The organism is Desulfatibacillum alkenivorans DSM 16219 (assembly GCF_900142135.1).
GTDB classification, from domain to species: domain Bacteria; phylum Desulfobacterota; class Desulfobacteria; order Desulfobacterales; family Desulfatibacillaceae; genus Desulfatibacillum; species Desulfatibacillum alkenivorans.
Map to the genome: position 1 here is coordinate 19,682 of NZ_FQZU01000044.1, position 26,619 is coordinate 46,300.

The window sequence follows — 26,619 nt, forward strand, 5'->3', positions numbered from 1 at the left end:
TCAATTCGGCAATCATACCATGCCGCTTTCGCCTTGCACCTTATTTATGGCAGACAAAGCAAGCATCCTGGCCCTGATGATCATTGCGTTGATCATAGTGGCACTGGGCGCAGTCGTCCATTTTCGCGCTGTCGTAATAATGGTCGTTGAAGCCGGAGATGTTCCTGCCCCAAATGTCGATCGGATATGTGGTGATCCAGTTTCTCCGGTACAAAGGCAGGGTCTCGGCTTCGCCGAAGGGCACGGCCTCGCCGTCAATGAAAGCCATGTGGCACATGTTGCAGCGGGCGTCCTCGGGTTCCTCGCCGTGTTCGAATTCCACGGGGGGCGCGCCGATCTTGCCGCCTTCCAACACCTTGAATTTATGGCTGGTCATATGTGCGGCATGGGAGAAGAAGACGCAGTCGGGCTGCTTGGAGTAGATCAGCCAAGGCACTTCCTTACCCTGCTGGACGTATTCCTCCACAAATTTGACTTCATCGAGGTATTGCGCCAAACGGACTTCGTAATCCTCGTCGCCCGGCTCCGGCTCTATGCTTTGAACCTCCTCATGGCAGTCTATGCACTGAGCCAGGGTGGGGGTTCCCGCAAAGGTGCCGTCCTCGCGAAAAACGTGGCAGGATGTACAGCCATCCACAATTTCCATATGGATGGCGTGGTTAAAATCAATGGGCTGATGCTGCCTGGAATATAGCAGCTCGGGAAGCACAAGCCATCCCACAAAGAGACTCACATACACACTGATGCCAGCTGCGAAAAGGGACATTGCAAACACGCCCGCGCTGTCATCCTTTTTGTGAGCCGCCCCGTTTTGTTGGGTTTTTTCCGGTCCGCTCATGTTCACTCCAACTGTCGCCTGCTAAGGGTTGTTCAAAATTTCACAACATCCGGTCGCACGTTGACGGCAACGGGTATCCGCCGGATGCCTGACAATAACGCTTTATTATTAAAATCAATGCCTTGCGGGAAAGCAGGAAGGACGCCCCTTGCATCCAATACTTTCAAGGAAAGGTTTAGTACTCGTAGGAAGCAAACTTGTCAAGGTAAATTGCAATTCAAGAAGGACGCCAATGCCTTGCCAGGCCTTGAAAAGGCCCGATAATTGGGCGCTTGCGAAATATGGAACAAGCAAAGAAAAAATGAGGCTGAAAGCCCTCTTTTGGGAGGACGCCAAAAGGTGAAGTGAAGACGTCCGAACGCGGCGCGGCCCAAAGGATCATTTTACCCTTTTAACGCGTTATGTTTGAAGTTCGTTAAAGGCCATAGCCTTAACAGGAGCACGTGTCAGGGTTCTTAACCCAACCTGCGACTCTTATTGATGATTTGCAGGTTGGGCGGAGCTTGCGAAACTCGATGAAATGATTTTAAGTGGCGTAGCTGTGCAGGCCTTTAAGCAAGGTGTTAACCCCAAAATAGGTGAACAGCACGGCGCCGAATCCGAAAAGGGAAAGATAGACCGTGCGCCTGCCCCGCCATCCCCGCACCAGGCGGGAGTGAATCATGGCGCCATAGATGAGCCATGTGATCAGGGACCATGTTTCCTTGGGGTCCCAGGACCAGTACCTCCCCCAGGCCGAGTTGGCCCAGACCGAGCCTGTGATGATGCCGGCAGTGAGGAACATGAAGCCGAACAGGATGGTCTGATAAGTGAGCTCGTCCAGGACTCCCAAGTCGGGCAGCATTTTGTTCACCCGGCCTTTGCCTCCCGGATCGCTTTTTTTGACCAGATTGACGACGGCGGAGGTTGCAAAGCCGGCGCCTAACGCCACCCCGGCGCCTATGAAAAAGCCCGCCCCGGCCAACGTCCAGAAGGCGTCCGTTTGATAGCCCGTAAAGATGACCGTCAGGATGGCCGCGGCGATTCCCGCCAAGGCTCCTGCCAGCCAAGACAGGCCCACGTCTCTGGATTTAATCAGGTAGATGACGGCCAGCCCGAAAGCCACGGCGAAAGCCGCGTAACCCAAAAAGCAGGTGATCACGTGGGCGATGAGCCAGTTGCTTTTCAGGGCGGGCATGAGAGGCATAATGGCTTTGTTCTGCAAGGCCGCATACGCCAGGGCCAGAAAGGCCAGCGGCGCGGCAAAGGCCCCCAGGGACCGGACTTTATATTGTTTTTCAATAACCAGATACAAAATGGCGATGGTCCAGGCGAAAAAAACCAGGGATTCGTACAAATTGGTGAAAGGCGCCCGGCCTATGCCCATTTGATGGGACTCGATCCAGCGCAGGACGATGCCCGCCGTGTTGCCCAAAAAACCAATGAGCATCAGCCAGGTGGCCGACCTGCTGAGCACCGGCTTTTCAAACACCCAGTCCGCCCAATAAAGCACTGCGGCGGCGCCGTACACAAAGGTGATAAAAGAGACGATTGCGGTACTTTCTAAAATCTCAAGAAGCGCCATTGTTACTCCTTCTTCTCCAAGCGGCCGGCAATGCGCCTGACGCGTTCTTCAAACCCCTGGGAGTTTTTATTGGCTGCGCCTCCAAGTTCTACGGATGCGCCGGATCCCGATGGGACAATTTTAATATACAATTGTTGGTGGGCCATGAAAAAGGTGACCATGCAGCCCAGCAATATAAGGATAAAGCCAGAGTAGACCACCCACACGCCCGGGTCTTTGGTCACTTTGAGGCCGGTGTAGTATACGGGAACGATTTCCTCGCCCTCCAGCACGGCCATTTCCAGGCCCATGACGTCCCGGGCGAATTCCGGCCTGCCCACCGGCATGAACATTACCTCCGGTTTGCCCTCCTGGGGAAAGATATGCATGCGGACCGCAGGCCCCATGTTATGGCCGTCCCGGGAGCGGAGACTGGCCGTGAAGCTGGGGATCATGATCATGCCTTTATCCCAGGGCAGGGCGGTCGGCTGGGCGGAAATGGGTACGGGGACGATATGCTTCTCCCCGGTCTCCAGGTTCTTGAAGCTCACATTGACCAATCCCGAGTAGTGGGACACGCCGTAGCTGGCCTGATACAGGCTTACTCCGTGCAGCCTGAGGGGATGGTTCACCCGGATAAAAGTCCGCCAAGGGGCCTTGCCTGGTTCGGTGATGGTGACGTCCGAAGTAAACTCGCTGACCGAATCCCTGCCTTCATAATACTTTACCTCAAAACGTTCGCATTTGACGGCGAAGGGTAGATCGCGCCTCTGCCTGTCAACTCCCACTTCCACGGTCTGACTCGTCTGGCCTTCCTCCAGATTCAAGGATCCGGAGTAACCAAACAAAGAGCCCAGCAAAGCGCCCGCTAGAATGAGCAGAAAAGAGAGGTGGATTACATAAAAACCCATGCGCGTCCATCGGCCCTTTTCGGCGTATACGGTATACCCGTCTTCGTCTTCCGCCGCCTTGACCGTTTTAAAGCGGCTGGAGACGACGTCCAGGACGGCGTCCCGGGCTTTTTGGGCCGGCATGTTTAACTTTATCTCATGCTTTTCCTTGATGCTTTTGAACTTGCCCCGGCTGAAGCCCGGCGTCACCCCGGTGACCAGCTTCCACGTTATGGGAAGCCGTTTGAGCGTACACACCACAAGGTTTAGGGCCAACAGCCCCAACAAAAGCTGGAACCACCATGCCTTGTAGACGTTGAAGAAACCCAGTTTAATGAAAACAGCGTCCAGGAACGGGCTGTACATGGGGTGATGTATCTCCGCCATTCCCTCCTGGGGGATCAGCGTACCGATCACCGAGGCGGCGGCCACGGTCAGAAGCAGGAAAATGGAGAGCTTGACCGAGGCGAAAAAATCCAGAACGGCGGTCAGGGGGGGGGGCGGGGGCTGCTTATTGTTCATAATAATCATTACCTCTTGCACTGAAATAGCACAAACCTCTCCGCGGCGCAAGCCTTGAGGTTTTGGGCCAGAGCATTGTAATTTATGCATTATTTTAAGGGTGTCAAGGCTTTAGCTCCTTTTTACGACGATTCCCTATAAGAAACATATAACTGGGAGGAATCTAAATGCAAACAGTTTTACGGCACTTGACAAATGGGCTATTTTTTGTTTTGTGATGAGTCCGTTTCATACACCTTATAAGGCCTTATCACGCAGTTTCTTTTTGGTAGTTTCTTTTTGGAAGTTCCACGGGGTAAAAATCAATGATTGAAGCCAAGCAACTCACCAAGTTCTTTGGAGATCACAAGGCTGTGGATGAGGTGAGCTTTACTGTGGAGAAAGGGGAGATCCTGGGATTTCTGGGCCCCAACGCCGCAGGAAAGTCCACCACCATGCGAATGCTCACCGGCTACCTTCCCCCCAGTGCGGGCGCGGCGGCTATAGGCGGTTGCGACATTGTTGCAGACTCGCTGAACGCACGCCGAAAAATGGGCTACCTGCCGGAAAACGCGCCGGTCTATGAAGACATGACCGTCACCGGCTTTTTGCAGTTTATCGCCCGGATACGGGGCTTGTCAGGCAGGGAGGCGGACGACGCGGTGGAAAGAACCATCGGCAAGTGCTTTCTGGAAGGCGTCAGGCATCAGATGGTGGGAACCCTGAGCAAGGGGTTCAACCAAAGGGTGTGCTTCGCCCAAAGCATCCTGCACGATCCCGAATACCTCATCCTGGACGAACCCACGGACGGCCTGGACCCCAATCAAAAGCACGAGGTGCGCACCATGATCCGGGAGATGGGCCGGGACAAAGCCATCATCCTGTCCACCCACATCCTGGAGGAAGTGGACGCCGTTTGCACCCGGGCCATCATCATCGCCAACGGAGTGATTCAGGCGGACGACACGCCCAAAGGCCTGAGGGCGCGTTCGGAAAAGGACGGCTCCCTGGCGGCGCGCTTTACGGTTCCGGAAGGCGTGGACCCCATCCCCGGCCTGGAAGCCGTGGATGGCGTGGTGAAGACCGAGGTCATGGAACAGGACGGCCTCAAGATGCTGGTTCGGATTTATCCGGTTAAAAAAGGCGACGGGCTGGCGGCCAGGATCGCGGAGTATGCGGCCGGGCAGGGCCTGGCCCTGGAGTCCCTGACCGAGGAGATCGGGCGTCTGGACGAGGTATTCCGGGCCATCACCATGAAGCAGGAGAGCTAAATCAAACATGTCCGGGGCCTGCAGGCCCTTTAGACTTGGATAGTTAAGGTGAAAGCATGAACAATCGTCTATTTGCAAATACCAGAGCAATCATGGCCAGGGAGCTGCGGGGCTATTTCGGATCTCCCCTGGCTTATGTCCTGATTGTGATCTTTCTGCTCCTGAACGGTTTTTTTACCTTTTTCATCAGCGGATTTTACGAAATGGAGCAGGCGGACCTGCGGGACGCTTTTTTCAGGTGGCATCCATGGCTGTTTTTAGTGCTTGTGCCAGCCGTGGCCATGCGATTATGGGCCGAGGAGCGGCGCCAGGGCACCATGGAACTGATCCTCACCCTGCCCATCACTCTGGGCGAGGCCATCCTGGGCAAGTTTTTGGCGGCCTGGTTTTTCATCGCCGTTTCCATGGCTTTGACCTTTCCCCTGGTGCTCACCACAGCCTATTTGGGAGACCCTGACATGGGCGCCATCTTTTGCGGCTACGTGGGCAGCATCCTTTTGGGCGGGGCCTACCTTTCCGTGGGCAGCATGACCTCGGCCATCACCCGGAATCAGGTGATCAGCTTTGTGGCCGCGGCCATGATCTGCCTGTTTCTGGTCCTGGCGGGCTATCCGCCGGTCACCGATCCTTTGGCGGACTGGGTTCCCAAGTGGATTGTGGATATTGTCGCGGGCTTTTCGGTCATGACCCATTATCAGTCCATGCAAAAAGGGGTCATCGACTTCAGGGATTTGTTGTATTACGGCTCGCTGATGTTTTTCATGCTTTTTGCCAACGGGGTCATCCTTCAGGCCCGCAGGTCTTCATAAGGGAGGAGGGGAGAACTCATGACTCAGGCAAAAGAACGGAATTTAGGCAAGAATCTGTTTTCGGGCGCCGGCCTTATCATCCTGGCCGTTATCGTCATCCTGGTGAACGTCCTGTTCGCTTCGGCAAGCTGGCGTTGGGACGCCACCGAGGAAAAGGCCTACTCCTTGTCGGACGGAACCATCGAGGTGATTTCCGGCTTGAAGCACCGCGTGACCGTGCAGCTTTTTTACTCGTCCAGCCAGACCAAGCTGCCTGTTTATTTAAAGGCGTACGCCAAGCGGGTTCAGGAATTGCTGCAGGAATACGAATTGAAATCCAAGGGCATGGTGGCGTTTGAGATGTGCGACCCCCTGCCGGATTCGGTGGAGGAGGAATGGGCGGACATTTACGGCATGGAAGCCAAGCAGCTTCAAACCGGCGAGAAAGTGTATTTCGGCCTTATCGCCTATTGCCGCGACAGGGAGGAAATCATTCCTTTTCTGGATTACTCCCGCGATCAGGTTTTGGAATACGACCTGACCCGGACCATTGCACAGCTTACCAACGAAAAAAAGAAGACCATCGGCGTCCTTTCCACCCTGCCGGTCATGGGCCAGACCCAGGTTCCGGGAATGCCCCAGGCGCCGGGAGCCCAGGATAAGGCATGGTATTTTGTCCAGGAGCTTAAGAAAAATTACAACGTGGTGGAAGTAACGCCCCTGGCGGCCAACATTGACGAAGACATCGATCTGTTGATCGTCCAGCATCCCAAAATGCTCAGGCCCGAAACCCAGTACGCCATCGATCAGTATATTTCTTCGGGCCATAACGCCATCATCATGGTCGATCCCATTTGCACGGTGGACCAAACCGCCTCCCGGGGAAGGGGAGGGATCAATTTTTCCTCCCTGGAGCCTTTGTTCAAAGCCTGGGGAATTGCCATGGATCCCCAGAAGGTCGCCGTGGACATCGGGCAGGCCACTCAGGTGCGCAACCGCTTTAATGTGGTGGAGGCGGACCCCTCCTGGATCACGGTGCGTGAGGAATATCTGGACCGGAAAGACCCGGCCACTTCCAATCTGGAGGAAATGCTCTTCCCCATGGCCGGCGTGGTCCGCACCCTGGACGGGTTTACCATGGAGTTCACGACCCTGGTTTCCACCTCGCCGGACTCCGGCCTGATCAACTCCTTTGACGCCACCCTGGGCGCCCGGACCATCAAGCAGGATTTTGAGTCCGGAGACAAGTCCCTGGCCCTGGCCGCAAGAATTCACGGCGTTTTTCCCACCGCCTTCCCGGACGGTCCGCCCGAAGCGGCTAAAAAACTGATCGGAGAGCAGGACATCGCCGCGAACAACAATCCTTTGAATAAGGAGTCCACGGTTTTGATCATTGCAGACGTGGACTTTTTGTACGACGACATCTGCATGGTGGCCATGCGCACGCCGTTCGGCTTCGCCATGTCCATGCCCCGCAACGACAACATGAACATGTTCATAAACGCCGCGGAAATGCTGACAGGCAGCAACGCCCTGATCAGCATCCGGTCCAGGGGCAAGACGGAAAGGCCCTTCACCAAGGTGCTGGATCTTAAGAGCCAGGCTCAAAGCAAATGGCTGGCCAAGGAAAAAGAGCTCATGGACCGCGTCGACGCCACCCAGAAAAAGCTGACCGACCTGGAAAATCAAAAGGATGCGGACCAGCGTTTCATCATGAGCCCTGAACAGCGCGACGAAATCGACAAGTTCAAGGAGGAAAAGCGGGAAGTGGAGCAGGAGTTGAAGGAGGTTCGCAAGAACCTGCGCTCGGACATTGTTTCCCTGGGTTGGCTCCTCAAGTTCATCAACGTGCTGCTCATGCCCATTCTGGTTGCATTATTGGGAATCGGTTTTGCCATATACAGGCATAAAAGGATGAAAAAAGCATGAATAAGAAGACCATTATCAAGCTCATTGCAACCCTGGCGGGACTGGCCGTCATAACCGCTGTCACCATGTATTTCAATGCGCCCGGTGGGGATGAGACGGTCATGGGCCAACCCCTGTTCCAGGATTTGGATATCAACGCCGTGACTTCCATTAAGGTGGAAACCCCGGAGCAGACCTTTACTCTGGTGAAAAACGAAGACGGCTGGGCCCTGGCGGAACGGGGAAACTATCCGGCGGATTTCGACAAGGTGGCCCGGTTCGGCAGAAAACTGACCGCCCTGACCGTGGGCCGCGCCTTTCGTTACGACGCCGACGTCCTGGCCAGGCTGTCCCTTAAGCTGCCCAGCACCTTAGGGTCACCTGCAGAGGAAAAGGGCGCCTTGTTCACCCTGACGGATAAAAACGACAACGAGGTCGCCAAGATCCTGGTGGGCAAGGACCGCACCAAGGAGACTCCCGAAGGATACCCCATGCCCGCAGGCCAGTTTGTGCGCATGGGAAACATGAAAGACGTGTACCTGGTGGACCGCTACTTTGAAGCCGTGGACCAAAAGCCCTCCGACTGGCTGAAAAAGGCCGTCCTCAAGGCGCCTTCCGATCAGGTGGCTTCGGTTTCGTGCATGGAAGTCAGCGAAGGCAGGCAAAAGGTGATTTATGAACTGTCCCGGAAAAATCCCGGCCAGGATTTCTCCCTGTCCAGCCAGGCCCCGGTGAAAAAATCCGATGCCGACAAGCTGGCCGACGCCTTGTCCTCCCTGACCCTGGAGGACGTGCGGCCCGTGGGCGAAAACGAAGCGCCTCAAGGCCCGTTCCTGGATTTTTGGCTGTTTGACGGGACGAAGTATCGCGTTTACAAGGCGCCCGTGGGAGAAGGCTGCGAGGTGCGCATTGAAGTCAGCCACATGGCGCCCGTCACGGCCGACGGCAAGGACGAGGACGACGCCAAGGCCAGGGAAGTGGAAGACCTGAACAAGAAACTGGCTCCCTGGGCCTTTAAACTTTCGGACTGGCGCTGCGGCACCCTGGTCACCAGCCCGGACAGCCTCATAGAGCAGGAAAAAGAAGAATAGTAGTAGATTAATCGAAAGCCGCGCCAATTTCTTCCCTTAGAAGGCATTGGCGCGGCTTTTGGGGTTTTATCCGACAGAATAAGCCTGCAAACGCAGAAACTTGACGTTAAGCAGCTCGCCAAATCCAAGCAACCCAAGGAGTAGAATCTCCCGCTGCATCGGACGGTAATGGATTAAATTTTTCTCCTTGAACAATCCGGCCTGGGGCTTATCTTAAAGATAACCCGCAACCCAGCAAGGGAGGGCGCTATGGACGGTCAATCAGCAAACACTACGGGATGCTCCTGCAAGGAAAAGGAATACGTGTGGCGGGACGGCATGCGGTTTTTGCGCACCCGGGCCGGCTTGGTTTTTTACCCGGAATACAATCCCAACAATCGCAAGCACTCCTGCCCGGATTGCGCGGTCTGCGCCTTTTGCGCGGATGCTCGTTGCTCGGCCTGCCTGGGCCAGGGCGGCGAATAAATGCATCCTCGCCGCATGCCCTTTGCCATTCCCGGAAAAAGTTGCTAATAAGCACAAAGTCAGATTTTTATATCAAAGCGTTTCTTCTAAGGCAGTTTGCTCTATGTTGGAACTTAAGCAAAAATGACGCTGGGTCCCCGTTTCCGCCATTGCATCATGATGACTGCCAAACTGCCGGCAATCATCATACCTCCATGGCTCCACGGGGATGACGGGGGGCGGCGGCTGCCTGGAAATCGCAAGCGTCCATTGCATTGGCTTTAACCTGCAGAGACCGTCATCCCGGCAAGGGCGATCCGCTTTTTAGGATCGACCGCAAGCCGGGACCCAGTGTCTTTGTAAAATATGCCGCAGATGCGGTTAGACGCCTATTAGCTCTGAGAGCCTTTACTTTGAGCAATGATTTCTCAGGGGCCTTGAACCCGCAATCCGGATTGCCATGATCACTATTAAAGACATCTCCATTACTCCCGAGCAGATAACCAACTCCGGCCTGGAAACCGTCCAGGTGCGGTGCACCGTGTTTTCGCAAAACGAAAACTGTTTTATCACCGAGGTGGGGCTGGACCTGCGCCATACCATGCTGAACGACGTGTTTCCCTTAAGGCCGGACCCGAACAACCTTTTGACGCCCTCGGCTGAAGGGGTTTACACATGCCTCCTTGAGGCCCCCCGGTTCATGGACTCCGGGATGTATCGCATGCCGATTCTGGCCTCGGATTCCAAGGAAGGGACGGGCGCCGGCATGTCCCGGTTTCAGCTTGACTGGAACCCGGGAGTCTCCCCCCAAATCGGAACGCCTGAGTTTGTGGAAATCCAGGAGGTTTACGGGGACAAGCCTTATACGGAAAACAACCAGGTGGAAGTTTTGGAGTCCGGTCAGGAGGCTTTGGAAAAACGCCTGAAAATCATAGAAGAGGCGGAGCGCCAGATAAACATCCAAACCTACACCCTTGAAGGGGGGGGCGTGGGGGGCAGGTTGATGGACGCCTTGTTGAAAAAGGTGGACCAGGGCTTGGAGGTGAACGTCATCCTGAACGTGGACAGCCAGTTTCCCTCGTCTCCGTTGTCGCTCATGCGGCTGAAAGCCAACCAGTGGTTTTATGAGTGGACCCGCACGGGGGTGGCGGAGCCGGAGAAGAAAAAAGACTCCGAATCCTTTTGGGACCGGCTTTTGCCCAGGAAAAAGTCCGGCGGGCTTAATCTGGCGCTTTTTTCCGGGCGTTCCGTGGGCGTTCCGGCCAATCCGGCGTCCAAGGCTCACGTGGTGGACCACTGGCTGTCCCGCATGATGGACGAGAAAAAAACCAAGCCGGACGCCCCCCAGGAGGATCGGCTGTCCACCTATTCCGGCCCTGGAGGCTTGCCCGCCCTGCCTTTGCTGGATTATGCGGTTCACGAAAAGATTATGGTCGTGGACGGCGAGAAAGCCATTGTCGGCGGCCGCAACCTGGAGAGCGCTTATTTCGAGCATTGGCAGGACTTGGACTTATACGTGGAAGGGCCGGTGGTGGAGCAGATTCAGGCCGGGTTTTTGAAAAATTTCGACGAAATCGCCGACCCGGAAACCCACATCCGCCCCACGGAGATTTACAATAGCAAGCCCCAGAAAGCCGGGGCCGTAGCCCAATTTGTGCAAAGCACCCCCTGGTCCGGTTTGAACAACGTGCTCCTTGCCATGTGCAATGCTTTGCAGGCCTGCCAATCGTCCTTTTATGCGGTTTCCCAATACCTGGTGCTGCCCGGCTCCATGCTTCGGGACGCTATTTTGGACGCAGCAGGCCGGGGCGTGGACGTCAGAATTTTGACCAATTCGGATCGCACCTGCAAGGAGGTGGGCTTTTCCACCGCCTATTACGTCACCTTGAATTATTTGGACGAGTTGATAGAGGCGGGCGTGCGCATTTACGAGGCCTTGGGCGACGACGATGAAAAAGCGCTCCAGCCCTATTTGCACAGCAAGGAGTTTATCTTCGATCAGCGTCTGGCGGCCGTGGGCTCATTCAACCTGTCCATGCGCAGCAGCCACATCGAGTCCGAAAACCTTCTTTTCGTATGCGACAAGGAATTCGCCGAGGATAGAACCCGGGCTTTTTTTAATATGTTGGAAAGTAAGGCCAGGGAAATCACGCCGAAACGCTTTAAACGCCTGCGGGAGCAGAGCAAAACGCGCATTGAAATGTCCAGGCATTTGGAATTGTTGTTTTAAAGCAATCTCAGGCGGAAGCCTCCTGCTCCCTGAGAAACTTGCCAAGGTGCTTGTCGGTTTTGGTGGTGTGGTTGATCAGCCAGTCCACCAGGAAAATCTGGGTCCTGAACAACAAAAACACCTTGTCCAGGCTGGAGTCGTCCATTTCGGATTTGAGATTCAAGAAGCATTGATAAAAAATGCGATGCTGATTTTGGTGCTCCCTGATGAACGGATAGCTTTTTTTTTCCATGAGCTGCTCTTCCGTCTTAAAGTGACCATTGACGTATTTGTCCACGAAGTTCAGAGCGTTGGTTATTTCCTCCCCTCCTGCTCCTCCGCCGATGGTCTCCGATAAACGGTTTATCTGCTCCAGCAGCTCCATGTGCTGGGCGTCAATATGGGGAATGCCGATATTGTATTCGTCCTTCCAGAAAGTGACTTTATCAAGTTCCCCCGTGCTTTCATGCACCCCGGTGTTCCTGTAGTTGTCGCAGCGGCTCAAGTAAAGCCGGGCGGCGAAGTCGTTTGGATTTAAATGCAGGCAGCTTTGAAACAAGGCTTCGGCCCTGTCAATGTCGCGATAGTGGTAGTAGGCCACGGCCTCCTCAAATACTTTGAGCGTTTCCGTTTTTCCGTTTCGCACTTTCTTGAGGTCGCCGTCGTAAATCTCGAAGATGCATTGGGGCCGCGACTTGCCCTTAACCCGCACCCGGTCGATAAACCGGATGCAGTGGTCCGGGGCGTCGTCCAGGCTGTATAAGGTGTGTTCGCTGATAAGGAGGGGAACCCCGTATGCTTTTGTCAGGCTTTCCAATCTGGACGCCAGATTCACGGCGTCGCTGATAACGGTTCCTTCCATCTTTTGCCTGCCGCCCACCGTGCCGATCATGGAGATCCCCGTGTTCAAACCAATTCCTATTTGAAGAGGCTTGAACCCCCTTTTTTCAATATCCTTGTTGAAGCCTCTCAACTCAATCAGCATGTCAATGGAGGCGTGCAAGGCGTCGCTGGCGCTTCCGGGAAAGATGGCCATGATGGCGTCGCCGATATACTTGTCAATGAATCCATTGTTCCTGAATATGATCGGCTCCATGCGCCGAAAATAGGCGTTGATCAGCTCGAATGTCCTTTGGGGCGTTAATTCCTCGGATATGGTGGTGAAGCCCCGCACATCGGAGAAAAGAATGGTGATTTCCCGCTCTACTTGCGTGCCCGGCTCCAGATCCAGGATGCTCTGCTTTTCCAGAATCTCCACCAATTGGGCCGGCACAAAACGGGAATACGCCAAAGTGATTTTTTTCAGGTCCAGGGCCGGTGAATCAAGATGCTCCGGTGATTCCTTTGCGGCGTTCTTGTTAACTTCCATGCCCGCCTCCTCTATAATGACCTGTCACTGGGTTACTTGCTCCAGCAATGCCTTAGCGCCGCATGTTACGCCTCCATTCCAAGGGAGCTGTCCCGCTGATTGCGTAACTTTAAAATTCTGCCTTGTAATACCACTCAATGATTTTTTTTCTGATAAGGTTCACGCATTTTCAATCTCAACATAATTGGCTCCCATTTTTCAGGAGGGTTGCATTATGTCCTGAACGCCCTTTGCGTCTCTGCGACTGTTTCATTTTCATACATGCAGGATTTGCATGATGCCTTTTTGCATAAACACTTGTCCCCCTTAGTCTATGCAATTTCCTTGCAAATACTCTTGAAACACAAACGGAACGGTTCATGTCCGCGCCGGTATTGGCGACCTTTCTTTTTGATTTGCAGGAAGGGGAAAAGAAGGCGGGACTTGGCAATAAGTCGGCGGTGATCCGAGACGCGCGGGATGGGATTTCAGTCCCGCGTCCAGTATTAAATTTTTTGACGGTTGGGTCAAAGATTTGACGCCGATCCCTTTGGCGGCAGGGGGCTTATCCCGTTCGCCTTTGAGGCATTTTATTAAATTATTTGTATTTTTAAGTATTTAATATTTATTGTATGCGATTCGTTCGCTTTGGCATGCACCTTGCTTTCTAATAGGGCAACGCCAGGCCAACTGGCGGACTACTCCTTCTTTTTAGTGGTTTGGGTTAATAGGTTAAGGGTTGATGTGAAAGGGCGGCCTTCCCCCCTCTTGGGCCGCCCTTTCCGCATTAGTAATCCTGAAAAAAATTAAAGGCCGGCCTGATTTTGGCGAATCAGGCCGGCCTTTTTGGTTTTTAAACGAGTGGTGCAAAACAGGAAAGTGTCCTGTTTTTAGAGAATCTGGTCCATGAATTTCTGAAGCCTGGGGTGTTCCGGGTTTTCAAAGAAATGCTGGGGCGTTCCCACTTCCAGAATCTGGCCGTGATCCATAAAAACCACCCGGTCCGCCACTTCCTTGGCAAAGCCCATTTCGTGGGTCACCACCACCATGGTCATGCCTTCCTTGGCCAGCTTGACCATGACGTCCAGGACCTCGCCGATCATTTCCGGGTCCAGGGCGCTGGTGGGCTCGTCAAAAAGCATGATTTTGGGATTCATGGCAAGGGCCCTGGCAATGGCCACGCGCTGCTGCTGTCCGCCGGAAAGCTGGGCCGGATATTGCCCGGCTTTGTCTTCGATGCCCACTTTGGCCAGCAATTTCATGGCGTAGGCCTCGGCCTCGGCTTTGGGCGTTTTGCGGAGCTTCCGGGGCGCCAGGGTCAGATTGTCGAGCACGCTCTTGTGGGGAAAGAGGTTGAAGCTTTGAAAGACCATGCCCAGTTCCATGCGGACCGCGTTGATGTTCACGTCCGGGTCGCAGATGTTATCTCCATCCACCACAAGTTCGCCGGAGTCGATGGTTTCCAACTGGTTGATGGCCCGGAGCAGGGTGCTTTTTCCCGATCCGGAAGGACCGATGATCACGACTTTTTCTCCTTGACTGACCTCCAGGGAGACGTTGTCCAGGGCCTTGAGCGTCCCGAAATACTTGCATGCATTGGCTATTCGTATGATGGGTTTATCGTTGATCATGTTGGCCCAGCCTTTCCTCCATGATGCTAACCAGCTTGGATAAAATCAGGGTGATGATTAAATAGACCACGGCGACCATGGTGTAGGTTTCAAAATAGTCGAAAGACGTGGAGGCGTACTCCCTGCCTCGCCTTAACAGGTCGGCCACGCCCAGGATGGAGACCAGGGACGTATCCTTTAACAAGGCGATGAATTCGTTGCCCACGGGCGGCAGAATGGTGCGCCAGGCCTGGGGCAGGATGACGTACATCATGGTTTGGGCGCTGTTGAATCCCAACGAGCGGGCGGCTTCTGTCTGGCCTTTGTCGATGGAGTCGATGCCGGCGCGGAAAACCTCGCCCATATAGGCGCCGTAGCAAATGCTCATGGCGATGATAGCCGCCATTTTATCCGGCACCTGGATGAATTTGCCCAGGGCGTAGTACAAATAGAAAAGTTGAACCAGCAGAGGAATGCCGCGGACGATTTCCACGTAGGTGCTGGCCAGGATGTTAACGATCCAGATTTTGGACAAACGGCCCAGTCCCGTAAAAAAGCCGATGACAATGGCGAGCAGAATGGATGAGAAGGTCACCTGGAAGGTGACGTAGATGCCGTCCTTCAGGAAAACCAGAATGTCCCTGTATTTGCCCGCCGTTTCCGCGTTGGGGTAAAAGAGCAGCCCCAACAGCACGGCGATGGCCAGAAAAAATGAAATCAGCCACGCGGAAAATAATCCCTTGTCGCTCTTTGATGGGATCGCCGCCCCATCCCCTACGTCGATTTTAACCTGCTTTTTTTGATCAGCCATAACCTGCCCTGACGCTTTCCGTGATTTCTCCGGTTATTGTATTTTTTGGGATATGGGCCAAAAAGGATTTATCCTGCGAAACGGCTAACATGATGGCGCTTTTACAAAAAGAAGGAAGTTCGCGCAAGAACAAATTGTTCTCTTTGAGACGGCAGAAAGGTGGAGGCGTCCTGCCTTGGTTCCAGCGGGGCCCGTCATCATTTCGGGTTAGCGTTTCAACCCAAAAAAAACGCAGGGGCTTTTGGCCCCTGCGTTGGATTCAGACCTTATTGGCCAATCCATTTGGCCTTAAGTTCTTTTTCGATGCCCTTTTCCTTGACGGCGGCGATGCCTTTGTTCACCAGGTCCAGGACTTCCTTGTTGCCCTTTTTCACGGCGATGCCGTAGTATTCCACGTCGCCGGCTTCGATGACCGCGGCGATTTTCAGGGCGCCCTTGTAGCGCTCATTCTGCAGGGCGTAGTTGGCGGCGACGGGATCGTCGCAGACCACGGCGGCGATGCGGCCGTTAAAAAGGTCTTCCACAGCCAGACCCACTTCGTCGTAGGTCTTGGAGATGACGCCTTCTTCGGCCTTAACGGCAAAGGTGCCGGTGGTGCTGATCTGAGAGCCGACTTTCTGGCCCACCAGGTCTTTCAGGCTGGTGACGGTGGAGTCTTTAGGCACGATCACAGCTTGCTTAACCCGGAAGTACGGGGTGCTGAAATCCATGGTTTCCTTCCGGTCTTCCGTAATGGAAACGGAGGAGCAGATAGCGTCGTACTTGCCGGCGTCCAGACCGGCGAAAATGCCGTCCCAGGCCACAGCCTTGAATTCGGCTTTGAAACCGGCTTCTTTGGCGGCTGCTTTCATGTAGTCAATGGCGTATCCTACGATGTCCTTGTTGGCGTCCACAAATTCCATGGGCGGCCAGGTGGAGTCGGTGGCGAATACAATGGTTTTTTCGCTTGCAAGCGCGGGGCAGGCAAACAAGGAGACTGCCAGGGCAATCAGCATCAGTTTCTTCAACATGTTAATTCCTCCTTCGATGGTGTTTGGGATTGGGGGTTGAACCTTGTTAGGTTTTCGTTACGATTTTGACGCATGTTAACTCAACAAAGATTGGTATGTAAACAAAAAATTCAGGGAGTTCCGTTATTGCCTTGGGGTTTTCTCTTGGGAACAAACACCCATAATTGAGCCACCAGCATTCCGGCCAGCATTAAGCCTGCGCCGATAAAGGAGCGAGCGGTCATGCTCTCCCCCAAAAACAGCCATCCCGATACAGCCGCAGTTACTGCCTCCAACTGCAATATAATCGCGGCATGAGCGGCGGGGGAATCCTTCTGGCCGATTATCTGCAGCGTAAAGCCGACGGCCACGGATCCGATTCCTCCATATAACAACGCATAGCGCGAAGCCCACAAGCCCTCCCAGGTGATCGTCTCGCAGCATAGGGCGTAAATCAGGCTGAGAACGGCGCAGACAAAAGCCTGGCCGAACCCCAGCATAAAGGAATCCATCCGGGGGGAAAAATAACCCACAACCAGAACATGAACCGCCCACATAAACGCGCAAATCAACACCAGGCCGTCGCCGGGCGCCAGATTGAACGAATCCGTTACGCTCAGAAGATACATGCCCGTTACGGCCAGGGGAAGGGCCAGCCACAGGCCCAGGTCAGGCTTTTGCTTGAAAGCCAAACCCAAAATGGGAACCATAATCACATAAAGGCCGGTGATAAAGCCCGCCTTGCCCGCTGTAGTCTCAACCAAGCCGACCTGCTGAAAGTTGATTCCAAAACACATGACCGTGCCGGCCACGATCATCCCCAATAAGGGCAGCCATTTGGGGACGCCGGGCAGGGGAAGGGAAGGGCGCTTTGATCTGAAATAGGCGATGGGCGCCAGGCAAAGAGCGCCCAAGGCGAACCGCAGGCCTGAAAACGAAACCGGATCCATGTTTTGCATGGCCGAACGTTGAAACACAAAGGTGGAGCCCCAGACCAGGGCTGCGGTAAGCAAGATAAGATTGGCTTTTAAAACTTTTACATTCATTCCTGGATAAAACCTTATACCCGTCCGAAGCCTGATTAAGTTGCGTTCAAACTATGAATTAAAATCCAAGGCAAGTCCGCAAAGACACTGGATCCCGGCTTGCGGACCATCCCGTATAGCGGATCGCCCTTGCCGGGATGACGGACTGCTGGGCGCCCAAATAGACCGGAGCGGGTGATGAGCACGCTGCAAATTAGGAAACGTCTCCAAAACCAATTTGGCGCGGCTGCCTCAGGTCTTCGTCATCCCCGTGGAGAGAAGTGGCGGGATGATTGCGGCTGTATGCAATCATCGTGACGCATTCTCGGAAACGGGGACCCAGCGTCCCTTTTATAAACCGTATTCGGACTACTTGGATAATGCCTCAAATTTACTTGAACGACAGCAACTTGCTTTAAGGCTCCAATTTAAGAGGCTGCCTTGAAGGGGCGGCGTCCCTTTAACCGATTTTTTCATGTGCATCCTCAGAGCCAAACGCCCGAAAGACAAGGCGTCATACCACTTCATACCCGGGAAGGAAAGCATGAAAAACAAATAACGGCCGGGCGCCCGGTAAGCATCGGCCATGAATGAAAGTAATGCTCAGGGAAGGTTTTCGACGCCCCTTTCAAGAAGGGCTTCCTGCAGCAACGCCTTTTGCACGCGCAGCACCACGGCCGCCGCCAGGGGCAAACCCGGAAAACGCATGCACAGGGGCGCGACGGTGCGCAGGCCGGCCGCGGCGATCCAGCCCGCTTTTGGGGATTCCTGGTAGTAAAAGAGCGCCAGGAGGGTGATGGTTGACAAAAGAGTATACGGAGAGTGGGTGAAAATACCCGAAGCAAAGGCGGTTGTGGGCACGTTGACGCTTGGATACGCGACCGACAAAAATGTCGGCGTGGGTCCAGGCCGAATAAATCTCCCGAAAATCCAGCCTGCTATAAGAACGGAAGCCCAATAGCACAGGGTGTTGAAGCCTTTTATGAACAGGATCGGCCGGAAATGCCCGGCGGCTTTCACAATGGCTCCGATGATGTCCGGATATCCCGGCGGGACGAAAGACTCAGGCGGATGTCCCGGCGCGTCCAACGGGACGAGCCTTCCCCGTTGATAAACGGCTTGGCCCAGGTTCCGTTGATCAGGGCGTTAAACGACAAATACGGCAACGCGCCGGTCGTCAAAGCCAGAGCCGTCCGAAACATCCAGGCCGTAATACGGACGTTTCGCTTTGCAAAATCGCTGACAAAGGGCGCATCGCCTGAGCAAGCGTTCTTGTTCAGCGTCGCCTTCATGAGCCTGGTTTTTTCGCCAGGAAAAGTAGTTGGCGCCGCTATGGGCAGTTGGCCTAAAACGCGGGCTGCATAAGGGCCCCACCCTTGTTATGATAAAGAAGATGGGGTCATATTGCATAAAGGAGGAAAAAAGTCTGCACTTTCAGGGTGATTGGTTTTTGCGAGTCGTTAAAAGGGATGTGAGGGAGCCCCTTGCGGGGCCCCCATAAGCCGTACCAGCACCCCAAAGTTATGCGGCATTGGCTTTTTGCGAGTCGTCAAGAGAGGGATTTTTCATCCGTTGGATGAAAAGGAGGTCTTTGCGGCTTCTTTGGGTTATACGATCCTCAACTTCGGCCTTATCCAGGCCCATGAGGATCTTGTAGGCATTGTATTTGGTTTTGCAGAAATATACGTCAAAGGGATCGTTCTCCCCTTCGGTGCGGTAAATGCGCACGCCGGGAATATCGTCCTTTTGGATGTACCGGCAATGGGCGTTCACCAAAAGGGGTTCGATATCCTGCATATTCTGCCAGGGCACGCAGGCGCCTTCCATCCCGAGATCGATGTCCATGATGGAACGGACCTTTTCCGTGACCCCGCCCACGGCGAGAATAATGTCGCCGGTGAGCGATCCGGTGACTCCGTACTTCTGGTTCACCGGCTCTTTAATAAAATCGGATATGAGAGCAATGTCCATGGCGACAGAGGCGCTGTCGCCCTCCACGCCGCCGTGGACTTGTATGTATTCCACATGCATTTCGTAGCCCACGTAAGGGGCGCCGATGGTTTTCAAAACCTTTTTGATGGATGCGCGCACGTTCTGGGCCGCGGCTTTGGCGATGTCGCCCAGTTTGCCGGGGGCAGACACAACGTCCGCTCCTCCTGCGTTCACCTGGCAGTGGATGGGCAGGGGATGGCCGAACATCCTGCCGCTGGAGCGGGAGGAGATGACGGCGAGGCCCACCACGTAGCCGATGGAGTCGGTGATGGCGCTGATGTATTTTTTCAGGGCCTTTTTATGCTCCATCACTTCCTTGGCGATGGCGCCTTCCAGGCTCAGATGCTCGTCCATGGCGTAACGCACGTGCCTGGCTTCCACCAGGGGCGAGTTTTCCAGGATGGCTTCCAGTTCGGCGGTTTTGATGATGCCGTTGAAAGGCCTGAGCAAGGCTGTCAGCTTTCCTTCGGAGGCGCAGCAGCGGAGCTCCTTGACGATCTCCATGATGGCGTTCCGGGAGAAATCCCGTTCCTTCAGCGTATAATCGCTTGGCAGGGCCCGGCCGAAAATCACGCCGCTTCTTTTGCGTACGCCGTCGTAGCCTTCGCTGTCTATGACGTCTTTCCACGCGCCCATAAAGGCTTTACCCAGGTTGTCCACTTCCTGTTTTATGTATTGGGCTGCTTCCAGGGTGGTTTCCAGGCTTTCGGGCACCGCGCTTTCCATCTGGACGATTTCGCCCTTATCCTCCACGCGGCTCAGGAACGCGCCGTCTCCTTCGTCTTGAAGGTACTGCAAGGTGTCGTGGTTGCAGCAGGCGATGATGATATTGTCGGCATGGAGGGATGTCTCGGAGCGGTCGGCGGCGCCGCTGCCCGTGTCGCGTCCGCCTTCCAGGACGTATTCCTTGTTTTGCATGATCTCCAGGAGGTCGGACATGTAGCCCACTTTGACCATGGTTTTCAGCTCGTCAATATAGATGATGGGAGCTTTGGCGTGGGCGCCCAGGTAGGCCCTTTTGTGCGCGGGCGTCTGGAGATTGCTGGACTGATACGGATCGTGCCGGAACCCGCCTTTCATGTTCCGGGCGTTGGGCTCGGAAATGCGGGCCATGAGATCCTTGTCCTTCCTGGGATCGTACAACACTTCAGGCACCTGATCCTGGAGATGCTTGACCGCCACCCGGCGGGAGTCGCTGTTTTCCCGCTGGATCTTTTCCTGGGCCTTGTGGTTGTTCTCCTGCATGATCATGAAGATGGCGCCCATGCCTGTCAGGCCGGTTGCAATAAAGGCCGGAGGATAAAACACGCCGCCAATGGCCGTGGCCAGGGTCGCCAAAAGCAGGCCGTTGCGAATCTTTTTGACGGACTTGATTTCTTCGGCCAGGGAGAACTCGTCCATGCTGTTCCCGGCGTCTTCAATGGCGTGGTGGACGCTCATGATGCGCTGTTCCAGCTTTTCCGGGTTTTCGTAGGCGAAACGCACATGGTTGCGGTCCTTGCCCGGATAAGCGGCGATGGCGCATTTAGGCCTTAGGTACTCGCCCATGGAACGGTCCAGGACTTCCTGAAACATGTTGGCCAAAAGGGATTTGCCCGTGCCCGGCCGGCCCACCATAAGGATGTGGCCCCTGTTCTGGGCGATCTTCCGAATCGAGGACTTGGCCCTGTTCTGAAAGATGACCTTTTCAATCGGGTCTTTGGGTATGGAAATCTCCGAAGTGTCCTCTATGCCCGAAAGCCGTTCCTGCAGCTTTTCAGGATAGTGAAGCAGTTGCTCAATACGGACGTAATCTTCGGGCTTGTAGGCGCTATCCATTCTTATAATAGTCTCCTAAAACGATCCCCAACTCGCCGTTCCCTCGGCCTCTTGTTACTGTACGCCCCGGATGGCGTCCAAAAGATAGTAAGTCCCGGCATCGGATACCGAAGTCATCTTGCTGATTTCCGAGTATAACTCAGGCAGTTCCGCCTTGATGCTGTCCAGGGCTTTAAAATCGTGCATCACCGATATGGTGGTGAATACCTTGTCCTGCTCATCCCCGGTCTTGGGGATGTACGAAAATGCTATGCCAAACTGCTTGGTGTTCAACGAATGCATGACCGCGTCCATCTCGCTGAGCCCAATGTCGTAGGTCTCAAAAGCCTGCCTGTAAATCTCGGGAATCCGGGACGTGGAGTACCCGATCTCCATGTGATGGTTGAACAGGATTTTCGCCGCCATGGCTTTGCCTTCCATGCACTGATCCATGGCTTCTTTCATTTTCGGGTTGATGCGCAGGCAATTTTCCAAAAGCTGAATGTACTGTATGGTGTCCAGTTCCTGAACTTCAAACTTCACCCGGTTGTCGTCGTCCAGGACAAAGGCCTTGGTTTCGCCCCTGTGCATGAAGGTCACCAGCCGGTAGGACTTCTGATTATCGTAGCCGTCAAAGTCGTAGGCGCCCATTTCGAACAGGCCGTTGGCCACATAAGCCCTGTCCAGGGTCACTCCCACGTCCAGGGTGATGCCCTCGGCGATATAGGCCACTTTGTCCTCCAGGCAGCCCTTGATGAGCAGTTGGGAGCGATTTTTGCCGAAATCCTCGCAAATGCCCACAATGTCCTTCACCCGCGCGAGATCCAATCCGTTAACCTGCTTGATGACCGAATTGTAGGGCCGCAACTGGCTTTCAATCCGCTCCAGGTGCTTTTCCAGTTCCTTGCTGTCCAAGGCGGAGCATGTGTTTTCCCTGGGGCTCATAAGGATCTGCGGCTCCATGGGCCTTTCCTTGAACATGCCGTGCATGAACCGGGGCAGAACTCTTTTGATCTTCGCCTTGAACCGGTTGGAAAAGGGTTCAATTTCATGGACTTCGCAGCCGACAAGCCTTTTCTTCACCTCTATGGGTTTGGGTCCCAGCATATAATAGGCCAGGTCGGAAATTCTGTATTCCTTAACCGTGACCACTTCCGCCCCTTCCAGGATCAACCGAAGGTCCAGGTCGCGATATCTCCCTTCGGAAATAATCCAGATCCCATCGGGGCATACAACTTTTTCACAAGCAAATGCCTTCATCAGGACAAACCTCACGTAAATATTGGACCCAGTAGAATCAGTGAAACCCTGCCAGGAGCCGGTTCCCGTACAGCGGAACCACTGGGTCCCTTAGCAGTGTGGCTTATACAAATGGCAAGATCGGCGCCAAGAAAAAATTGATAGTCGTTAATTTTTTAATAGGCTGCATTTAAAGGAAATATTTATGTTGTGGAGGGAGAGGTGGTTTCCTGGAAAGTGAGGTTGGGGCCGACAAAATTGTAGGCGGCCTACGATTTTGTCGGCTTGGCTTTGTCTTTGGTCAGGCCGTAATTGGCCATTTTATACGAAACGACGCGTTCGCTGACGCCCAAGGTGCGGGCTGCATGGGCTTTCACCCATTGATTTTGCTCCAAAGCCCTTAAAATCATGTGTTTTTCAATGCGCTCCACCACTTCGGGCAAGGTTCCCCGATAAGCGTCCTCCCTCAGGGGATCTTCGCTCTGGGGCGTGGTGATCTCAAGGGGAAGGTCTGCAGTGCGGATCATGCTGCCGTCGCACATGGCGGCGGCGCTTTCAATGGCGTTTTCAAGCTGCCGGACGTTTCCGGGCCACCGGTATTCCTGCATGATTTTCATGGCGTGCATGGAAAGGGTCTTAATGCTTCTGCCGCCCACTTGACCGTACCTTTTAAGGAAGTGGGAGATCAAGAGGGGGATGTCTTCCGGGTGCTCCCGCAAAGCCGGGGTGGTCATGCCGATCACGTTCAACCTGTAAAAGAGGTCTTCCCGGAATTTTCCCTTGCGGACCAGGTCTTTGAGGTCGCGGTTTGTGGCGGCCACCAGGCGGAAGTCCGAGTGGATGGGTTCCTGGGCGCCGACCCGTTCAAAGGTCTTGTCCTGGAGAACCCGAAGCAGTTTCACCTGGATGTCGGCCGGGATGTCGCCCACTTCGTCCAGGAACAGGGTGCCCTTGTCCGCCAGCTCAAAGCGGCCCATGTGATCCCTGTGGGCGTCTGTGAAAGCGCCCTTGACATGTCCGAACAGCTCGCTTTCCAGGGTGCCGGAGGAAAAGGCCGAGCAGTTGACCGCCACAAAAGGGCCTTCCTTCAAAGGGCCGTTATAATGGACGGCCTTGGCGGCAAGCTCTTTGCCGGTCCCGCTTTCTCCGGTAATGAGGACGTTGGCAGTGCTTCTGGACGCCTTGTGGATGCTCTCGAACAGGATCTGCATCTGGGGGCTTTGGCCGACAATATTGTTGAAGTGGTATTTTTTCTCCACTTCCTTTTGCAGGCGGGACAGGCGGGATTTCATCCTGTTTATGTTCAGGATTTTTTCCACCAAAACGACGATATCCAATGGATCCACAGGCTTGACGAGATATTCAATGGCCCCCAGGCGCATGGCGTTCATGGTCATGTCTACGCTGCCGTGAGCGGTCACCATGACGAACGGGATGTCCAGGCCCCGGTCTTTCATGGCCTGCAGCAATTCAAAACCGTCCAGCCCGGGCATCTGGTAATCCGCAATCACCAAATCCACCGGGGTCTCTTCCAGGACTTTAAGGGCCTGAATCCCGTCATTTGCCACGACCGGGGTAAGGGATTGCTTTTCTAATGTATTTTTCAGGATTGCGGTCGTCGTCCTATCGTCGTCCGCAACCAAAATTGTCAAATCACGACTCATGGTCCTACTGTTCCGTTTCTTCGGACGTCATTAAAAAACTTGATTTGAAAGGCTTATAGCATCGAAGGGGATATCGGCACAAGGGGTTAATATCTTTACCCTGTCAAAAGAGAGCGCAAATGCTGTGAATTCCACACCCGTCTAGAAATTGAAAGGTCTTGATTCTGCTCTCAAAATCCGTGATTAGAGCTTGTAAAACAGGGATTTCAAGGATAGGAATAGATGGCAAAAATACATGGTATTGAGCGGCGAATAGTGAAAATAATTGATCAAATGAATTATAGTTGATACCCTCGATCAGGGTATTATTTTTTGCCGCTGCTTGGATTATGAACTGCAGTCTGAATCATTTCGGCTCCCGCCAGGGGTTGTTCAATTTTTCCGGTGGTTAAATCAAAAATTGAAATTGTCCGGCTTTGATATAGCCGCCGAAGGACTCCGCCTTCTTCGGTTGAAAATGTTTGGAGTGCGTTATGATCAGGCCCCACCCGGCCAAGAATGATTTTCTCAATTATTCCCGGCTTGCTTTTTCCCTTATTCTTTTTATCGCTATTCTCTCCCTTTTTTGGGTCACGGCGCCTTGCGGCGTCTTTGCAGCGGATTCCGATGGCGACGGCGTGGAAGACTCCCTGGACGGCTGCCCCCTGGATTTTTTCAAAACCGCGCCTGGCCTCTCCGGCTGCGGAAACGCCCGGGCCTTGGTTGCGGCGGGGTACGCCCATTCCCTTGGGCTGAAAAGCGACGGAACGGTATGGACCTGGGGCCTCAACGAGCACGGCCAGCTTGGGTTGGGCGATAAAACCGGCCGCAACGAGCCGGAGCAGGCGACGGGTCTTTCGGATGTTGTCTCGCTTGCCGGGGGCAGGACTTTTTCCATTGCCCTGAACCGGGAATGCGCCCTGGGCTACGACGGCGTCTTTGACATGGAAGAGACCTTGTTCATCCTCCAGAGCGTTGCGGGGTTGCGGTAGCCAAAAAGGATCATGTCGGGTCGCTCCGCAAGGGGATTTAGGGAATCCATATCATCCTCAGAGGGCCGAGGGTCTTTGGATTTCACTAAACCCAGATGGCTCCGCGTGACCCGACCTACATAACAAACTATATTCTAAGCTGATTTTGTAGGTCGGGTCATGCGGAGCTTTGAAAGTGCAGTGGAATTTTAAGGACTCTGTTTTGCTGCATTCGAATTCAAGACGCATGACGTTCGTGCGTAGCGACCCGACATTTTGGATATGCGGCGACGTGAGTCAATAGGGTCAAATCCCCGCTTGACGTTTGAGACCCGGCAGGCCGGATTTTTCGAAGCGAATCAGGCGGCTTTTTGTCGGTTTTCGCTTGAAAGGGAGAAGGCTTTGGATGCGGCTTGCCGAATGTTTGTTATTTGGCTTGATGTCGGTATGTTATGATTCTGAATGTCATTCAAGGTTCTGTTAAGCGGCGCTTGGAAACATTAAAACGCAGGGAAATTTCGAAGTTAAACGGGTATGCATACCAAATTCTGGTTGAATTATTGCGGGTTTAATAGTACTCACTTCCGGCAGAGTTAGTGCGTCTATGCAAAAAAAGTGGGCCTTGCCATTGTTTTTTGCTGAAGTTCCGAAATCTTAGCCAAGCCCAGTATTTTAAAATTTGTTGCCCTCAAGATGCATTCTCCGTGTTTCAGGCGGGCCAATGGAGTTGTTGTAAATGAACGCAGTTGTTTGTTCCCCCGGCGTCGATCGCAGTCTTTTCTCCTTTTTTATCATATTTACTGTCTTTGTTTGTGGAGCCTTTTTCCTATCCGTCCCGAACTTGGCCTTTGCCGCGGATTCCGATGGCGACGGCGTGGAAGATTTCCTGGACGGATGCCCACAGAATTTTTTCAAGTCCGAACCTGGCATTACGGGCTGCGGCAACGCCGAGCCCATGGTTGCGTCCAGGTTGGATCACTCCCTGGCCTTGAAAGCCGACGGCACGGTGTGGGTCTGGGGCCGTAACGACAACAACCAGCTTGGTTTGGGCGACGATATTAACCGTACGGCGCCGGAACAGGCGCCCGTGGTTTCAAACATCGTCTCCGTAGCAGCGGGCAGGCTTTTTTCCCTGGCCCTGGCTTCGGACGGATCCTTATGGGCCTGGGGGGGCAATTATTACGGGCAATTGGGTATGGGGGACAATGATAACCGCCTTACTCCTTCAAAAACCCCGGGGCTATCTGATGTTGCGGCTATTGCCGGGGGCGGCTACCATACCCTGGCGGCGACGCAAAGCGGCGAGGTCTGGGCCATGGGGCGCAACGAACATGGCCAATTGGGCTTTGACGGCGATAACACGAATGCGCCTGTTCAGGTTGCCGGGCTTTCCAACGTAAAAAGCGTGGCCGGGGGAGAATATTTTTCCCTGGAGCCAATTGCAAAACCCCATAGTGGGTGTGAATTAATCGGGGTTTGAACTTGAGTTTTCTTGAAAATAATCCACTGAAATAATTGAATAAGTGGAGAGAATATGCTATTCCCTCAATTAGATTCACGGTCTAAGAAACGAGGTGAACATGCATACTCTCTCCAGGATGTGGCATAGCATACAAAACACTCTTTTTCCATGGCTGGAAGAAGAGTTGGACCCATTGACGGAAAAACAGCGCCAATTCGTTTCCGTCATGGAGCTTTTGGATCCCGTGCC

At 54.0% G+C, this 26,619-nt stretch carries 20 protein-coding genes; 8 read left to right on the top strand and 12 right to left on the bottom strand.

Going from position 1 to position 26,619, the window contains the following annotated elements; translation table 11 throughout:
• Nucleotides 1-40: 40 nt before the first annotated feature.
• The 3 genes from BUE18_RS23345 to resB form a co-directional block, all read right to left on the bottom strand.
• On the bottom strand, nucleotides 41-838 hold the full coding sequence (locus tag BUE18_RS23345) for a cytochrome c3 family protein (RefSeq protein ID WP_073478571.1): 798 nt from the start codon (nucleotides 836-838) through the stop codon (nucleotides 41-43).
• A 526-nt stretch (nucleotides 839-1,364) separates the two neighbouring features.
• Nucleotides 1,365-2,402: a c-type cytochrome biogenesis protein CcsB gene (gene ccsB / locus BUE18_RS23350; RefSeq protein WP_073478572.1), complete on the bottom strand. Its 1,038-nt coding sequence runs from the start codon at nucleotides 2,400-2,402 to the stop codon at nucleotides 1,365-1,367.
• Nucleotides 2,403-2,404: 2 nt separating this feature from the next.
• Nucleotides 2,405-3,793, bottom strand: a complete 1,389-nt coding sequence (gene resB, locus BUE18_RS23355) for a cytochrome c biogenesis protein ResB (protein WP_170868445.1) — start codon at nucleotides 3,791-3,793, stop codon at nucleotides 2,405-2,407.
• Nucleotides 3,794-4,098: 305 nt separating this feature from the next.
• On the opposite strand from resB, the gene BUE18_RS23360 reads away from it, so the two are divergent.
• The 6 genes from BUE18_RS23360 (at nucleotide 4,099) to BUE18_RS23385 (ending at nucleotide 11,504) form a co-directional block, all read left to right on the top strand.
• Nucleotides 4,099-5,043: an ABC transporter ATP-binding protein gene (locus tag BUE18_RS23360; protein ID WP_073478574.1), complete on the top strand. Its 945-nt coding sequence runs from the start codon at nucleotides 4,099-4,101 to the stop codon at nucleotides 5,041-5,043.
• A gap of 56 nt (nucleotides 5,044-5,099) precedes the next feature.
• Complete coding sequence (locus BUE18_RS23365) at nucleotides 5,100-5,852, top strand: ABC transporter permease (protein WP_244549371.1); 753 nt, start codon at nucleotides 5,100-5,102, stop codon at nucleotides 5,850-5,852.
• Between the two features lie 18 nt (nucleotides 5,853-5,870).
• Nucleotides 5,871-7,760 (top strand): Gldg family protein, encoded by a 1,890-nt coding sequence (locus BUE18_RS23370; protein WP_073478576.1) that lies wholly within the window; start codon nucleotides 5,871-5,873, stop codon nucleotides 7,758-7,760.
• Nucleotides 7,757-8,830 carry a DUF4340 domain-containing protein gene (locus BUE18_RS23375; RefSeq protein ID WP_073478577.1) on the top strand — a complete coding sequence of 358 codons (1,074 nt, stop codon included), beginning with the start codon at nucleotides 7,757-7,759 and terminating at the stop codon, nucleotides 8,828-8,830. The genes BUE18_RS23370 and BUE18_RS23375 overlap by 4 nt, the downstream gene beginning before the upstream one ends.
• A gap of 249 nt (nucleotides 8,831-9,079) precedes the next feature.
• On the top strand, nucleotides 9,080-9,295 hold the full coding sequence (locus BUE18_RS23380) for a hypothetical protein (RefSeq protein ID WP_073478578.1): 216 nt from the start codon (nucleotides 9,080-9,082) through the stop codon (nucleotides 9,293-9,295).
• A 439-nt stretch (nucleotides 9,296-9,734) separates the two neighbouring features.
• The gene (locus tag BUE18_RS23385; RefSeq protein ID WP_073478579.1) at nucleotides 9,735-11,504 is read left to right on the top strand and encodes a phospholipase D-like domain-containing protein; all 1,770 of its coding nucleotides are present in this window, start codon (nucleotides 9,735-9,737) and stop codon (nucleotides 11,502-11,504) included.
• A gap of 7 nt (nucleotides 11,505-11,511) precedes the next feature.
• Here the strand turns inward: BUE18_RS23385 and BUE18_RS23390 are convergent, their stop codons facing one another.
• The 9 genes from BUE18_RS23390 to BUE18_RS23440 all read right to left on the bottom strand — a co-directional run bounded on the left by BUE18_RS23390 (nucleotide 11,512) and on the right by BUE18_RS23440 (nucleotide 23,958).
• Entirely contained in the window at nucleotides 11,512-12,852 is a 1,341-nt protein-coding gene (locus BUE18_RS23390; RefSeq protein ID WP_073478580.1) for a bacteriohemerythrin, read from the bottom strand.
• Between the two features lie 869 nt (nucleotides 12,853-13,721).
• Complete coding sequence (locus tag BUE18_RS23395) at nucleotides 13,722-14,462, bottom strand: amino acid ABC transporter ATP-binding protein (RefSeq protein WP_073478581.1); 741 nt, start codon at nucleotides 14,460-14,462, stop codon at nucleotides 13,722-13,724.
• Nucleotides 14,449-15,252 (bottom strand): amino acid ABC transporter permease, encoded by an 804-nt coding sequence (locus BUE18_RS23400; protein ID WP_073478582.1) that lies wholly within the window; start codon nucleotides 15,250-15,252, stop codon nucleotides 14,449-14,451. Before BUE18_RS23400 ends, BUE18_RS23395 begins: the two co-directional genes overlap by 14 nt.
• Nucleotides 15,253-15,518: 266 nt before the next feature.
• Complete coding sequence (locus BUE18_RS23405) at nucleotides 15,519-16,262, bottom strand: basic amino acid ABC transporter substrate-binding protein (RefSeq protein ID WP_073478583.1); 744 nt, start codon at nucleotides 16,260-16,262, stop codon at nucleotides 15,519-15,521.
• 110 nt (nucleotides 16,263-16,372) lie between these two features.
• A complete protein-coding gene (locus BUE18_RS23410) occupies nucleotides 16,373-17,287 on the bottom strand; it encodes a DMT family transporter (protein WP_073478584.1) in 915 nt (304 codons plus the stop codon).
• A 582-nt stretch (nucleotides 17,288-17,869) separates the two neighbouring features.
• Complete coding sequence (locus BUE18_RS23415) at nucleotides 17,870-18,355, bottom strand: hypothetical protein (protein WP_170868446.1); 486 nt, start codon at nucleotides 18,353-18,355, stop codon at nucleotides 17,870-17,872.
• A 432-nt stretch (nucleotides 18,356-18,787) separates the two neighbouring features.
• Complete coding sequence (locus BUE18_RS23430) at nucleotides 18,788-21,076, bottom strand: S16 family serine protease (protein WP_073478588.1); 2,289 nt, start codon at nucleotides 21,074-21,076, stop codon at nucleotides 18,788-18,790.
• Between the two features lie 54 nt (nucleotides 21,077-21,130).
• Nucleotides 21,131-22,315, bottom strand: a complete 1,185-nt coding sequence (locus BUE18_RS23435) for a hypothetical protein (protein ID WP_073478589.1) — start codon at nucleotides 22,313-22,315, stop codon at nucleotides 21,131-21,133.
• Nucleotides 22,316-22,563: 248 nt separating this feature from the next.
• A complete protein-coding gene (locus tag BUE18_RS23440; RefSeq protein WP_073478590.1) occupies nucleotides 22,564-23,958 on the bottom strand; it encodes a sigma-54-dependent transcriptional regulator in 1,395 nt (464 codons plus the stop codon).
• A 473-nt stretch (nucleotides 23,959-24,431) separates the two neighbouring features.
• Here BUE18_RS23440 and BUE18_RS23445 point away from each other — a divergent pair, with 473 nt between their 5' ends.
• Entirely contained in the window at nucleotides 24,432-24,929 is a 498-nt protein-coding gene (locus BUE18_RS23445; RefSeq protein ID WP_073478591.1) for an RCC1 domain-containing protein, read from the top strand.
• Nucleotides 24,930-25,782: 853 nt separating this feature from the next.
• Complete coding sequence (locus tag BUE18_RS23450) at nucleotides 25,783-26,388, top strand: RCC1 domain-containing protein (protein WP_170868447.1); 606 nt, start codon at nucleotides 25,783-25,785, stop codon at nucleotides 26,386-26,388.
• The last annotated feature ends 231 nt before the right edge of the window (nucleotides 26,389-26,619 follow it).

Excerpts from the sequence above, each read along its gene's own strand:
- BUE18_RS23410 (WP_073478584.1), bottom strand. The coding sequence starts at position 17,287 with ATGAATGTAAAAGTTTTAAAAGCCAATCTTATCTTGCTTACCGCAGCC.
- BUE18_RS23405 (WP_073478583.1), bottom strand. The coding sequence starts at position 16,262 with ATGTTGAAGAAACTGATGCTGATTGCCCTGGCAGTCTCCTTGTTTGCC.
- ccsB (WP_073478572.1), bottom strand. The coding sequence starts at position 2,402 with ATGGCGCTTCTTGAGATTTTAGAAAGTACCGCAATCGTCTCTTTTATC.
- BUE18_RS23385 (WP_073478579.1), top strand. The coding sequence starts at position 9,735 with ATGATCACTATTAAAGACATCTCCATTACTCCCGAGCAGATAACCAAC.
- BUE18_RS23445 (WP_073478591.1), top strand. The coding sequence starts at position 24,432 with ATGATCAGGCCCCACCCGGCCAAGAATGATTTTCTCAATTATTCCCGG.
- BUE18_RS23390 (WP_073478580.1), bottom strand. The coding sequence starts at position 12,852 with ATGGAAGTTAACAAGAACGCCGCAAAGGAATCACCGGAGCATCTTGAT.
- BUE18_RS23400 (WP_073478582.1), bottom strand. The coding sequence starts at position 15,252 with ATGGCTGATCAAAAAAAGCAGGTTAAAATCGACGTAGGGGATGGGGCG.
- BUE18_RS23365 (WP_244549371.1), top strand. The coding sequence starts at position 5,100 with ATGAACAATCGTCTATTTGCAAATACCAGAGCAATCATGGCCAGGGAG.
- BUE18_RS23345 (WP_073478571.1), bottom strand. The coding sequence starts at position 838 with ATGAGCGGACCGGAAAAAACCCAACAAAACGGGGCGGCTCACAAAAAG.
- BUE18_RS23430 (WP_073478588.1), bottom strand. The coding sequence starts at position 21,076 with ATGGATAGCGCCTACAAGCCCGAAGATTACGTCCGTATTGAGCAACTG.
- BUE18_RS23440 (WP_073478590.1), bottom strand. The coding sequence starts at position 23,958 with ATGAGTCGTGATTTGACAATTTTGGTTGCGGACGACGATAGGACGACG.
- BUE18_RS23380 (WP_073478578.1), top strand. The coding sequence starts at position 9,080 with ATGGACGGTCAATCAGCAAACACTACGGGATGCTCCTGCAAGGAAAAG.
- BUE18_RS23435 (WP_073478589.1), bottom strand. The coding sequence starts at position 22,315 with ATGAAGGCATTTGCTTGTGAAAAAGTTGTATGCCCCGATGGGATCTGG.
- BUE18_RS23370 (WP_073478576.1), top strand. The coding sequence starts at position 5,871 with ATGACTCAGGCAAAAGAACGGAATTTAGGCAAGAATCTGTTTTCGGGC.
- resB (WP_170868445.1), bottom strand. The coding sequence starts at position 3,793 with ATGAACAATAAGCAGCCCCCGCCCCCCCCCCTGACCGCCGTTCTGGAT.
- BUE18_RS23375 (WP_073478577.1), top strand. The coding sequence starts at position 7,757 with ATGAATAAGAAGACCATTATCAAGCTCATTGCAACCCTGGCGGGACTG.
- BUE18_RS23360 (WP_073478574.1), top strand. The coding sequence starts at position 4,099 with ATGATTGAAGCCAAGCAACTCACCAAGTTCTTTGGAGATCACAAGGCT.
- BUE18_RS23395 (WP_073478581.1), bottom strand. The coding sequence starts at position 14,462 with ATGATCAACGATAAACCCATCATACGAATAGCCAATGCATGCAAGTAT.